Source organism: Bradyrhizobium sp. USDA 4504 (assembly GCF_054063995.1).
This window is the reverse complement of sequence record NZ_JBSSGV010000001.1, coordinates 156,487-168,784: the sequence shown is the minus strand read 5'-3', so window position 1 is coordinate 168,784 and position 12,298 is coordinate 156,487. Positions and strand designations below refer to the sequence as shown.

The 12,298-nt window shown below is 55.9% G+C and carries 10 protein-coding genes; 4 read left to right on the top strand and 6 right to left on the bottom strand.

The window, feature by feature from the left end; genetic code table 11:
* Position 1: 1 nt before the first annotated feature.
* The 4 genes from ACVMB1_RS00720 (at position 2) to ACVMB1_RS00705 (ending at position 4,351) form a co-directional block, all read left to right on the top strand.
* Positions 2–331: a hypothetical protein gene (locus ACVMB1_RS00720; protein WP_456847933.1), complete on the top strand. Its 330-nt coding sequence runs from the start codon at positions 2–4 to the stop codon at positions 329–331.
* Between the two features lie 464 nt (positions 332–795).
* Entirely contained in the window at positions 796–1,755 is a 960-nt protein-coding gene (locus ACVMB1_RS00715) for a HamA C-terminal domain-containing protein (RefSeq protein WP_316397788.1), read from the top strand.
* A complete protein-coding gene (locus ACVMB1_RS00710) occupies positions 1,752–2,309 on the top strand; it encodes a hypothetical protein (protein WP_456847931.1) in 558 nt (185 codons plus the stop codon). The genes ACVMB1_RS00715 and ACVMB1_RS00710 overlap by 4 nt, the downstream gene beginning before the upstream one ends.
* Positions 2,207–4,351 carry a DEAD/DEAH box helicase gene (locus tag ACVMB1_RS00705; RefSeq protein WP_456847929.1) on the top strand — a complete coding sequence of 715 codons (2,145 nt, stop codon included), beginning with the start codon at positions 2,207–2,209 and terminating at the stop codon, positions 4,349–4,351. Before ACVMB1_RS00710 ends, ACVMB1_RS00705 begins: the two co-directional genes overlap by 103 nt.
* A 468-nt stretch (positions 4,352–4,819) precedes the next feature.
* On the opposite strand, the gene ACVMB1_RS00700 is transcribed toward ACVMB1_RS00705, so the two are convergent.
* The 6 genes from ACVMB1_RS00700 to ACVMB1_RS00675 all read right to left on the bottom strand — a co-directional run bounded on the left by ACVMB1_RS00700 (position 4,820) and on the right by ACVMB1_RS00675 (position 11,719).
* Entirely contained in the window at positions 4,820–5,083 is a 264-nt protein-coding gene (locus tag ACVMB1_RS00700; RefSeq protein ID WP_316397786.1) for a hypothetical protein, read from the bottom strand.
* A gap of 36 nt (positions 5,084–5,119) precedes the next feature.
* The gene (locus ACVMB1_RS00695) at positions 5,120–5,941 is read right to left on the bottom strand and encodes a hypothetical protein (protein ID WP_456847926.1); all 822 of its coding nucleotides are present in this window, start codon (positions 5,939–5,941) and stop codon (positions 5,120–5,122) included.
* 1,103 nt (positions 5,942–7,044) lie between these two features.
* The gene (locus tag ACVMB1_RS00690; RefSeq protein ID WP_456847925.1) at positions 7,045–7,623 is read right to left on the bottom strand and encodes a sensor histidine kinase; all 579 of its coding nucleotides are present in this window, start codon (positions 7,621–7,623) and stop codon (positions 7,045–7,047) included.
* Positions 7,563–7,913: a hypothetical protein gene (locus ACVMB1_RS00685; protein WP_456847922.1), complete on the bottom strand. Its 351-nt coding sequence runs from the start codon at positions 7,911–7,913 to the stop codon at positions 7,563–7,565. Before ACVMB1_RS00685 ends, ACVMB1_RS00690 begins: the two co-directional genes overlap by 61 nt.
* Positions 7,914–8,636: 723 nt before the next feature.
* Complete coding sequence (locus ACVMB1_RS00680; protein ID WP_456847920.1) at positions 8,637–8,885, bottom strand: hypothetical protein; 249 nt, start codon at positions 8,883–8,885, stop codon at positions 8,637–8,639.
* Positions 8,886–9,958: 1,073 nt separating this feature from the next.
* Entirely contained in the window at positions 9,959–11,719 is a 1,761-nt protein-coding gene (locus ACVMB1_RS00675) for an adenylate/guanylate cyclase domain-containing protein (RefSeq protein WP_456847918.1), read from the bottom strand.
* Positions 11,720–12,298: the final 579 nt, after the last annotated feature.

The following is a 12,298-nucleotide window of genomic DNA, read 5'->3' as shown; positions in this document are numbered from 1 at the left end:
CATGAGACTGAACCACTTTTTCCTGCCTGAATGTGCTTTTAAGGTTCCCGGCAGAGTCTACGCACGACTGATCGAATGGAATCGATCAGAGTATGCGCTGTTTGATGCAGTCGACGCCGACTGGTTCGACGGTGAGAACGCCTCATCTCTGGGACCTCTGACCAGTGGCCGTTGGCTTTCGCTCTCAATGGGGGCCCCGGTTTACGCGATCGAGATCAACTCACGGCTCGGCGAAGATCTCGCGGCCCTGGAATGGCTCGACTTTTGGTTGGGCAGGCTTCCGAAATGGTTAGAGCTTCAAATATTTGAAAGACGAACATGGCCCGGCTAATCTATAGGGAAACATAAACGAACCAGCCCCGCGTGTGCGCTTCTCTCAAGCCGGTATCACACCGCACAATCGCGCTCGCTCCCGGCAATCGTAACGGCACGCCGATCTTTGGCAACGTCCAAACCTACGGAAACCTCGTTATAATCTTCCACGGTTCGTTCTCCTGGCGTGAGAATAGGCTCCTTAAGCAATCCTCGTTTCAATACCGCCCAGTGTAGAGCGAACCACCTCACCGCCGACATCCAGAAAGGACATACGGTCCTACAGACCGATTCGCAGAACGATGGTCATCAACTGCTGTGCCGGTATCATGACACGGCAGCCCCAGTCGTCCCGGATAGTGGCGAAATGTTCGTCGTCTGTTCATTGCAAGTGATACTCAACTCACAGGAGTTCGACGGACCAAGTTTGCCAAATAGTTGGGTTCTTCTTAGTATTAGTTTTTCGGTTTGGCGATCTGCTTTATGGATACTTCTGTCGCGTCAGGGATGACGCTTGCCGAGCGCTTGGCGGCCTTAACCCGGCGGGGTCTCGATCTTTCAGCGGTTTTTACAACTGTCACAACGCACGCCGCGGTAGACGGTACAAAAGCCGTTGCCCATTGCCATCATGTCGCGCTCGACGGCAGCTCCTTGCCTCGCCTCTCTGACTTCACGGATGAAGTGGCGAACTGGCTGCTCGATTACGTCACGCCCCGTCGGTTGCTGATGGCTGCAAGCTCATCAACAGATCTGGAAGCCCGTTTGAAAAATGAAAGGCTGCGGCGCCGTGCGATCGACACCTTCAAAAAGCACGGGATGTCCGGCGAGCAGGGAGAGATGCTGCTGTTTGTTCTCGCCGAGAGCTTTTTGAAATTGCCGCAGTTGCTTTGCAAAATGGACCTCAAGACCGATGGCGAGATGCATTTCCACGGGTTGGACGGTGTGCATTGCGGGCCAGGAGATGGACCCGAGGAGCTCGCCATTTATTGGTGCGAATCGAAGGTCCATAAAGATCTCGATGGAGCGTTATCGGAGGCCTTCGACGGCCTAAAGCCTTTTCTCCTTGGGCCGGGAACAGGTGGGTCGGACAAAAGACGTGAACTCGCACTTCTCGACCATTACATGGATCTCGCCGACGCCGAATTGCAGAAGCAAATTCTGGACTCGATCAATCCACACTCGGTCGCTTTTAACAAGGTTTCGTGGCGGGGACTCTGTCTCGTGGGATTCGATTACGATTACCCACAAAAGCCTAATCAGATCAAACAGGCCGAATTCACGGCCAAAGTGAAGGCGGCATTCCCCGATTGGTGCAAAATGGCCAAATCGCGCGCGGTAAACCGCGGGATCGAAAGTTTCGAGATCCACATTTTCTATGTGCCGTTCGGATTTTGTGACGACTTTCGTAACGCAATGAAAACGTCGTTGGGGTTGACGCCGTGACGGTACAAGCGCTTGCCGAATTGATATGGAATGACGGTGGTCTGCAGGCAGCCGTCAGAGAGATAACGTTGAGCGCTGTGGCTGGGGATTTTCCAGCCCTTGCGGAGCAGCCTTCCACCGCCAAGCGCGACTGGTTTCATCTCGTTCGATGCGCGAATATTTTTCTCAACAGCGATTCAGAGCTGTATCACGACGCTGGGTTGCGCATACTTCACTCGTGCCTTTCATCTGGCAACGAACAAAATGAGCGGGCTTTCGCGGCCGCAGTTCTCGCGAAGGCTTCAAACAATCCAACCGTTCAAGTCGCCATCAAGCGCAACTTGTTGCCAGCCGACGTCCTGGAACGTCTCCCGTCGAGCCTGTCTTTCGATATCGCATCCCACCAGATCGCCTCGACCGTCAATATAGGCTCGCCCAGGGAATTTATTGGCAACGATTTTCAGCAGGCGCTGTGGAGAGCACTACAGACGCACGACTGGGTAAGTGCGTCAGCTCCCACTTCTGCCGGCAAGTCCTACGTGCTGGAAAAAAGTGGATCGAAAATGTCGTTCTGACGAGAACGGGATCAACTACATTCTTTCTGGTTCCGACGCGTGCCTTGATATCGCAGGTCGAAAGCGACCTTCGGAACCTTGTGGGCCAAAAGCATGATATCAATATCACGTCGCTTCCGCTTTCCTTCAACAACGCAAAACCGCACAACATCTACATTTACACGCAGGAACGTTTCCATCTGTACATGCTGCGTCGCGCTTCTCGCAAGCCGGCCGATTTAATCGTGATCGATGAGGCGCAGCAGATCGGGGCAAATCAACGCGGGGTGCTCTTGCAGCAAGTTCTTGAGCTCGCACAAAGCGAATTTCCAAGCTCGAAATTCTTATTTGCAAGCCCTTCGACGGACAATCCGCAAAGTTTGTTGCAATTTGCTCCTGAAGGCAAACGCGTAACCGCGGTCACCGGCACCAAACCGACGGTGAACCAGAATTTGATTTGGGTGGAGCAGATAAGGGGAACACCTAAGGTTTGGAACTTAAGCCTGCTTGCTGACCAAGAGCCGGCAAAGATAGGCCAGCTAACGCTATCCGACCGACCTTCTGCGACCCAGAAACTGCCCTTCATTGCGTATGAATTGGGGAGGTCCGGCGGCAATGTGATTTATGTCAATCGGGCGGCCGACGCCGAGACCGTTGCGGAGATCCTTTGCCAGTTCATCAAGCATGAAATACCGGATCCAGAGCTGTCAGCGCTGAGCGAGCTCTGCGAAAAGGCGGTGCATCCAAAATTCAAACTTCGCCGGTTTGTCAGAAAGGGCGTCGCTTTTCACTACGGCAACATTCCTCAACTGATCAGAACTGAAGTAGAGCGGCTCTTCTCAGCGGGTAAAATCAACTTCCTCGTTTGCACGTCCACACTGATCGAGGGCGTCAATCTGTCCTGCCGCAGCGTATTCATGAGAAATCCAAAGCGGGGCCAGAAGGAGCTCATGAAACCAGAGGACTTCTGGAATCTGGCTGGTCGCGCTGGCCGCTGGGGTAAAGAGTTTCAGGGGAACATTTTCTGTATCGATCCCTTGCATGAAGCGGAATGGTTCGATGGAAGCGCGCCACGATCCAAGCGTAAGCAGACGATACGGATCGCTACACAGCGTCTGGCTTCCGAATTTTCAGAGTTCATACAGTATGCGCGATCCCGTACGGGAGCGACAAAAAACCGCTTCTACGAATACCTTCTGTCCTATCTCATCTTCCGCCGTATCGCTTATGGTTCAATCATCGGCTCGCCAAGCATAGACGCTTTGACGGAACACGAGATCTCTACCTTGTCGACGGCCGTGGACGAACTTCTGGCGAACCTCGAAGTGTCGGCACAGATCGTTCTGCGAAATCCAGGCATCAATCCGTGGGGCATGAATGATTTGCAAAGACATTTTCTGGCGAAGCCGGATATTGAATTGGAAGGCCTGCTCCCGATCGATCCCCTGAGCGAGGCCACTATTCAAGATGAGAAAGGGGATAGCCGGGAAGATGCAATAAACAACTTCATTGAGATTTTTTCGCGCCTCACGGATCATTTGGGAGCGGGCCTAGGAAGCGGGAGTTCCGCTTATGGCAATGCTCGTCTCGTCATCGAGTGGATGCGGGGCTTGCCTCTCAGCCGTATTATCGACAATCAAATTCGCTATTGGTCGAGGAAGCGGCCTTCCAAATCCGAAACTTCCGTCATTAGGGAAACGATGGAGAGAGTGGAACGGATCGCCCGCTTCGAGACGCCAAAATATCTTCATGCATATCTCGATATCTTGCGAACGGTGCTGATTGCCCGCGGTAGGGAAGAAATTCTGCCTCCGACGGAAGACTTTTGGCTGTATCTGGAGTTTGGCGTGTCGAAGCGGACTCAGCTTTCGCTGATGGCGCTCGGCCTTTCGAGATCGAGCGTGACGTCTCTTTCGAATTTCATAGTCGAGGATAACTTCTCCGAGGCTCAGTGCCTCAATTGGTTATTGACGAATGATTGGCGGGAGTTTGGTCTTGCCAGACTGGTCGAACTGGAGATCGAAGCAGCCATTAAACGACACAATGTCGGGTCGACCTCATAGACGAGGTGTTGGTTGCGAATCGTGATCTGAGCCACTTGGCGGGATGAGTGATCGCGGATTTTTTCTTCAGCTACTGTAATTTTGCCATAGGTGCGCTCCTCCAATAGAGAATCAAGTCAGCTAGAAGCCAGCGCAACAAAAACGGCGCGTCTGAAATCACATGTCATGGCGTTGTCGTTGGCGGCTCCGACAAACCGCAACGGCGTTTGGCCTATCGCATCCGTTCACTGTGCTGCGATATTTGGTCGGCATCGGAGCATCAGCGACATCGAGTACGCTGCGAGGAAGAGTTGATTGCAGGACCGAACGACCAATATCTGCCCGGAATAAAATGACAGGATCGCTTCGCTAATGCCACCGATTAACGGCTTGCCAAGCTGGGCCTTTAGCCGGCGAATATTTCCGGGCCGTGAGTTCGCTCGGTTTGAGAGCTTGAGGCGGCTCCCGCAGTCCGGTCACGCGCGCCATTCAAGCGTTGCGGACTTCGGGTGGCACCTCATTAACACTGACCTCGTGACAGTTGCCGTAGGTGCAGTCTGATCGAAGGGAGCATTCCAGCCATGACCCATCAGCTTGCTTGAGCCATTTGAGCGGCGGCTTATTACAACGCGCAACTCGGTCAGCCAGAGCATTCATTGCTGGATCATCCGAATCCGACAGAGTCTCGGAGGTGACTTCCGCGCTTATTTTTCTTGCTTTCTTGACAGCGCGCTTTTTTGCTTTCTTGGTCATTATAATCCTCCGATCAAAGATCTACGTGTAGAGATTCTATTGCCCCAGGGCGCTTTTGAAGCCGGTCGTAATGCCGCTGGTTAACTGCGACGCAATATGCGTACTTTCGCCGATTGGGATTAGGAAGTTTCCGTTCTGCGTCTTATCCAGGGGCGCGAAGGTCACCACGAGGTCATGCTTGCGATTGCGCAAAGCCGATAATAGGTTTCCGCTTTGATTGAAACTCGCTCTCACGAGCTTCCATGCAGGAGTAATGCTTCCGCTAGTATCGATTTCGAACGTTACTTGATGGGAAAGCACATTTTGCTTACCGACACTCGTGATTTGCCCTGTGGCGACCCCATTGACCATCGCGTCGAGCCATTCTGCCAATTTCAGGTCGCTCTGAATTAGTAATGAGTCAGTTGGCGCGGTGGTGTCGCGCTCACATCTTCCGTTTGGCCCCAGATAGAGCTCGCTCACCTTGTAATAGAAGTTCACTTTATCCACACGAGTGGCATCTGCTGACCCATTGAATGTGCCGCTCAAACTGAAGATCGACGAAGGTGGCGACGGAGGGAACCAAATAGCCGTCGGGTTAGCCGTCGACTTCTCTTCAAGCTGAATAGTGAGTGCAACCTGAGCGCCCCACTTGCGCAAGAAAAGAGCATCAGGCGATCCGGCTCTTGCGTTGAGAACCCTGGTGACTGCATCCTCAAGTTCGCAATGAACGCTCCGAACGATTGCCTGCACCAAAGCATTATTGGAGGCGTATGACCCACCGTTGGGAAAATCGCGGATCTCTGGGACGTGCAACCCGCATCCGGCAAGCACACAACCAGAAAAAAGTGCGATCAAATTGACTGCCGGCCTCAACATGCCAAATCCCCAGGCTTAAAATTTATAGTGGCAGGTTTCTGAGGGGCCGAGGGCCACTGCGATCAACCTCACCGTAAATTGGTTGTTATCGAATGCCTTTCGACCTAAGCGCGCAACTAGCAAAAATTGCGTCGTGGGATTTTATGAACCGACTGCTGCACTTCCAGCACAGCATTGCACGTTTCGGACAAAGCGGCCCGTTGAAATAATCGGCGCGGTTCGCATCGGTCTCGCAATCCAGTGACGGGCGCCACGCGCCCTGGCGCCAGAAACCGCATCATGGATGCTGCTGCAGTCATTTTCTCGCGGCGCTGCCGGCGCATTGTAACCAATCCTGTTGTCGTACTTTCCCGGCGATGAATCAGTCGGGGTCATTTCGACCGGTGTCATTCGAGCGGTACCGGGCGCCGGAGACGGGCTCCTACCGTGCTCGCAAACTGTTCGGCCCTTGAGCGGCAGCATCGGAGCCGAGCCAACCGCGACCACATCGGTCCGCGCGTGAATTCGGCCAAATTCGCGTCTGAGGACCACTCCAATAGCGGAGGACCGCAAAGGCGAGCGCTACTACGATGAGGATTCGGCGTGCTCGAGGCGGTAGCTGCTCCTGAGCTGCCCATGCGCGCGGAACCGCTCTGGCTCATGCGCCGTCGCCCTTCGCTGACCGGAGACCCCGTCCAAAGGCGAATTCGGTGCACACCAAGCCGATCCAGAAGCTCGCGGAGCTGCCGGGCGACCTCAGCGCATCCGATGGTCAATCGCCCTCTCCACGCTCGGACGTTCGCGGCGCTGGAACTCACAGAGTCGAGCTTCGTGTAGGGAGAAGCTGATGCGCGTAACGATGTCGTCGCAGTCGCGCGCGTTTCGCTGAGAGGTGATTGAAGACTCCACGACTCTACTGGAACTACTCGCCTTCCGGGAGTCATCGCCATCGAGAAGCGTCAGAGCTGTCTGAGCGCCTGCTTCATCGTAAGGAGCTTTGCGACTGTCTACATCTAAGTTTCTGCCGTTCACGGCAAGCAGGTTCGCTATGGATCCGAGTACGTCGACGATCCTGGCAGCAATGGTGGCTTGCTTCAGATAGACCAATTTGCCAACTAGAAAGGCTACCGCGGATGGGCCCGCACCCGAACGAGCAGACCTGGATCCAGTTGTTCGTAGTTGATTTCGCCTTCGAGCTGCTCGGTCAGCAGAAGCACGATTCGAGAGCCCAGGCCGCCCGAGTGCGCTCCCTCTCGGAGGCCGACGCCATTGTCGGAGGTCGACAACTCGATGCCGTCCCCTTTAGATAACGAGACTACGATATGGCCCGGACTGTCGGCGGGAAAGGCGTACTTCAGTGAGTTCGTGACGAGCTCGTTCGTAATCATGCCTATCGCGAGCGCGTGATTGTTCGGCAGGTCGATATCGTCGCAGACCACCTGGAAGGCGACCGGCCCGGACGGAGCCAAGGAATGGAAGACCTTTTCGACAACGTCATTCAAGAAATAGCGCATATTCACCGAGCGCGAGTCCTCCTTGAGCAAGAGATGATCGTACACCTCGGCCATCACCTGCACTCTGCGCGCTGTTGCCTCTAGCGCAGCCGCGACCTCCGGCCCGCCGTGCCTTGCCTCAAGCCGGATCATGCCGCCGAGAATAGCAAGATTGTTTTTCGTCCGGTGCGCCATCTCCTGCAGCAGCACAGTCTCGTCTTGTCCGCCAGCATGACCCGCCGGAGTTCGGCTCGCTGGAATTCTGCAATGGTGGCTGTCCCGGCGGCCGTGATAACAAAGAGCGCATTCGGCGCAAGGAAATCAATGCCGAGGTGGCCTGCGTAGGTGACGTAGGCGCCCACCGCGATCGCGATGATCGCCGCGAATATTCCGGACCCGCGATCGAAAATCAGGCCCGACAGAAACACGCCGGGGAGTAGCAAGAAGTATCCTGGCGCCCCGGTCTCCATCTGAAGCGCGATCTGCAGTACCGCGCACATCACCATAATGCACGCTGAGATACAGTACCGAACCAGGCTCGGAAGCCGGTGCTCCAGAACTAGCGGGTAGAGCCTATTCATGGGATCCAAGCCGCGCGATTGAAGTTCAGTTGGTCATGTAATTTGCCCACCCGTCTCGTAACATGGCAAGGGCGATCGCAGCCGCACCCATGCTAGGACTTCGTCCTACCAGTTTGTAGCCCAACAGCGCGCAGGAGCATGCTCGATTACGGATCCGGAGCCTGGTCCCGTATGGCTTAGTAAGCTCCTCCGCATCACCCGGCGCTCTGTTCGGGACGGGCGGCGCCTTTCGCAAATCCCAGTCCCCAGGCAGCCCGCCTGGATTCGATGGCGTCAACTCGCCGCCCCATTTTGCCCGCCGGAAATCGTCAGGTCGGGCGGTCGACCGAGTTCGCCGCCGTCAACGTCAGAACCGCGCACCCAGCAGGAGGCAAGCCCCTGTTCCGCGGCTCCATCCTTGCGGCGCTGACCCGGTTGGATGCCCAGACGGCCGGTGTGGCTTCTTGTAAAGGCTGGCGAAATTAATGATGACTCTCTGAAGCGAGAAGTCATCAGAATTGATGGGCCATCGGAATTTATATTTCCATAATATGCTGCGGCCTTTAGTCGTTCGCGGATGGGCAATCGTGCTGCTGGCACGCTGTATTCAAGCTCGAAGACGTGCTTTCTTGACGGTTGATTGGCGCAGTCGCTTCGACGGCTTCATTCGAGAGGCACGGAAAGCGCCGGCAACTTCCTGCCGAGCTCGCAAGCTCTTGGTCCATTGAGCGGTAGGATCGGAGTTGAGGCAGCCACCGCGAGCTCGGTCCGGCTGATGAATTCGCTCAGATTGGCATTTGAGGACCACTCCAAATAACCAACGAGTGCAAAGACAAGCGCGACGACAATGAGAATGCCGAGCATCGACGCTGTAGCTGTTCCCGACCAGCTTTCGTTCCTGACTAATGACATCATGGTCTCCAAGACCGAAGCTGCTACGCCCGCCTAAGTCATCTCGCGATCATCACGTGTGAACGGCCTCACATCTCACGCGCACTTGATGACGAGACAAGTCATAGACCAAGGCTCGCGGGAGCGAAGGGCGAGGCTCTTCGGACCTGCTGCCGCTCTGGATTGAGGATCGCAGCGACAATCTTCGGCTAGCTGATCGGGCAACTCTTCCGGGCCGATCCGGTCAGCACCGGACCAGTTCTGCCGGCCTACAGGACACAGCGACGCCGACCGGAAGCATGGGCGGCTAGACCGGCGAGAGGTGATCAATTTCACGAGGCGTTTGCATGCCCCTCTGCAGGGATCCCACGAACGCGCTATCGAATATGACTCGGCCAGTGGCACGGGCCGTGCACTTCCAGTGTCCCGGTTCAGGAATAAAGCGCGGAGCGTGTTTTCCTGACACGAGTATCGTCTTTCCCTGGGACACTGGCGCGAATTGCACGTAGCAGGCCAATGAAGGAGGAACTATTGAACCACGAATTACCTCCGCAACAGTCCAGGTTCCTCGTTCGAATGGGGACCTCCGGCTGGATGGTTTACGATCGAGAGCGCAAGGGGCCGGCGCTTTTAAGGGACCACAGCTTGGCCGAAAAGCTGTCCAAGGAAAGGGCAGAACAAATAAGGCGGGCACTGGCGGATGGTACAATTAAGTGTCGATGATCCCTCGAGGCAAGCCTTCAATCCAGCGAAATGAAAGTCTAAGTCTACCCTGCGTTCAGCTCCGCTCTGGAGTTTCGGCTCGCAGAATATCCTTCACCGCCACGACCGCCGCGACACTGGTCGGAAGCGACGGTTGGCATCAGGCCGATCGAATACACATCCTGGCGGTTGGCCCGCTTCTCGTTGGGCAGGCCGAGAACCGCCCTCATGTGCTGCACGAAGAGCTCGATCGCCTGGTTGGTTCAGGTGATTCTGCCGCGGATTTGGCAATGGCCGGCCGGAGCTCAAATGAATTCGTCTGGAGGCCTGCGAGCGGCAGAGCGGCCACCGCGTTAGATGGCGGCTGCTTGCCGCACCCCATTCGCCAGCGATTATAGTGGAAGGCCGGCCTTTCGTAGCCCGTCAACCAGGTGCTCCAAGTCTTCGGCGCGTTTGAGAATGGACACTTGCTTCTGGGTGCCGCCAATACTGTATCTTGGATTCAGGCGCAGAACCTCGCTTGCCTCTGCACGAGCATCTTCCATTCGTCCCAGCTGAGCGTAGGTCGCGGCCAAGAATGCGTGGCCATACTGGTGATTGGGCGCTCGTCCAACCGCTTCAGCCAACCAATGCTGGGCATCATTGTACTCTTTGAGGTGGTAGTGAGCTACGCCAGCCATCAACGGCGCAAAATGCGGATGGAATGGATCAAGGCGCATTTGCAACTTGGCGATGGCAATAGCTCTGGCCGGGTCCCCCACCGAGTAGAATATTTGCGCAAGGCGGTAGTCCGCGAAGTTGGGGTTTAGCGCAAGCGCTCTTTCGGCGGCGGCGGTTGCTGCATCAAAGTCACGCCTGCGGATGATGTTATAGCCCAACTCGGCGTAGGCTTCGGGCAGACCCGGATTGTGCGCAATTGCCGTGCGGGCCAAGTTGATGGCCAGGTCGAGGATAGTGGGGCTCAAATACTCATCGTTCAAGGGATTGAGCCAAGCCACCCTGTGAGTGCTGGCCAGCATTGCATAGCAACGTGCATAGTTCGGATCGAGGGCCAGCGAATCGGCAAGATGCCCTCGCGTGCGCAACAGTTCTGCCATTTGCCAGGAGGATTGGAAGGATATCCAAGCCGCAGCCGCGCGCATGTAGTGATCGTAGGCCTGCCAAGTCGCGGGCGGCTTGAGCAAGGTACGTTCGGCTTCCGCCATGTTCACATGGGCGACCAGAATTGCGGCGATCGTCCGCGCGACGTCGTCCTGGATCGTAAATACATCCTGTAACTTTTGATCATACCGCTCGGCCCAGCGATGGACGCCACTTGCAGCATCAATCAATTGCGCCGTGATCCGAACCCGGTCATTGCCCCGACGAACGCTGCCCTCAAGAACGTAGCGCACGCCGAGTTCTTGACCCACCTGACGTAAATCAACCGCTTTGCCCTTGTATCGAAAACTCGAATTGCGGGCGATCACGAACAAGTCGGAGAAGCGAGACAACTCGGTAATAATGTCTTCAGAGATTCCATCCGCGAAGTATTCCTGATCCGGGTCGCGACTCATGTTCTCAAAAGCCAGGACAGCGACGGAGGGCTTCTCGGGAAGTGTAAGAGGCGGTCGCGGCGGAGCGTTGCCGAACGACACGCGATAGACCCGCACCGGCCGGGCAATGTTCTTCAGTTGATGCTCGCCACGATCCTCGAATTCGACGTCAAGCTTATCTTGCGTATCCTCTCGTACGCGTTTCGACACGCAGATGCCGCCAGGCTCGCAAAGCGCCTCGAGCCGAGCCGCGACATTTACCCCATCCCCGAAGATGTCGCCCTCATCTATCATGATGTCGCCGGCATTGATGCCGATGCGGAACTCGATTCTTTGCTCCATGCGCACATCGGTGTTTCGGGTGATCATGCCACGCTGTATCGCGATGGCGCATCGCATCGCGCTAACCACGCTCGCGAACTCCACCAAGATTCCATCGCCGGCGCTTCTGATGAGGCGGCCGCTGTGCTTTTCAATCTCGGGATAGAGGAGCGCGGATAGATGCTCGTTCAGCCGGGCGTGCGTGCCCTCCTCGTCAGCACCCATTAGGCGGCTGTAGCCAGCCACATCGGCTACGAAAATAGCACTCAGTCGCCGTTCCACACGGTCTGCGGCCATAAAAGCTCGCCCTGCTCGGATCTGACCGGTCTTTAATTAGGAGTCTATTGTCGGAAGCAGGAGGTGTCTATCGGGCTCCGAACATTGCTGTCCGTCAGGCGTTACCAGACCGCGCGAGATCTGCAATATCCCACGTATAGATTTGCCTGCTTTGATGCCACGCCCGTGAGATTCGCAGGTGCGATGGGCACGTCCGAAATGCGGGCCAATAATCGCAAGATTTACATGATTGCAGGTTTGCGGCTTCGACCTCCTGTTGCGGCCCCGGCGTCCTTGGGGCTGGTTTAGCTTGCGATTGTTGCTTCCCTCTTCTCGGGTTTCCACAATAGTTTCCCACGCGCAGCGGAATTGAGGACTGTGGGACCGGCACCTTTGCGCCGCCGTCAATATCAGCGGATGAGGTCGCCTGATGTTCCGAGACTTTCTGCCAGCTGGCGAGAGGCGCGCAAACGGCAAAACGTCGGATCCGAACTTGTATGCTCTCGATGCTGAGGCACGAACGATCCATGAGAGACATGCTCGCCGCTCGCCAATGCATAAAGCTGCTGCCAATTCACCTTGACGCCGCTGCCCCAAAGG

Bases quoted from the DNA above. Each gene is read 5' to 3' on its own strand.
- ACVMB1_RS00675 (WP_456847918.1), bottom strand. From the start codon at position 11,719: ATGGCCGCAGACCGTGTGGAACGGCGACTGAGTGCTATTTTCGTAGCC.
- ACVMB1_RS00680 (WP_456847920.1), bottom strand. From the start codon at position 8,885: ATGTCATTAGTCAGGAACGAAAGCTGGTCGGGAACAGCTACAGCGTCG.
- ACVMB1_RS00685 (WP_456847922.1), bottom strand. From the start codon at position 7,913: ATGTGCGCGGTACTGCAGATCGCGCTTCAGATGGAGACCGGGGCGCCA.
- ACVMB1_RS00695 (WP_456847926.1), bottom strand. From the start codon at position 5,941: ATGTTGAGGCCGGCAGTCAATTTGATCGCACTTTTTTCTGGTTGTGTG.
- ACVMB1_RS00720 (WP_456847933.1), top strand. From the start codon at position 2: ATGAGACTGAACCACTTTTTCCTGCCTGAATGTGCTTTTAAGGTTCCC.
- ACVMB1_RS00700 (WP_316397786.1), bottom strand. From the start codon at position 5,083: ATGACCAAGAAAGCAAAAAAGCGCGCTGTCAAGAAAGCAAGAAAAATA.
- ACVMB1_RS00715 (WP_316397788.1), top strand. From the start codon at position 796: ATGGATACTTCTGTCGCGTCAGGGATGACGCTTGCCGAGCGCTTGGCG.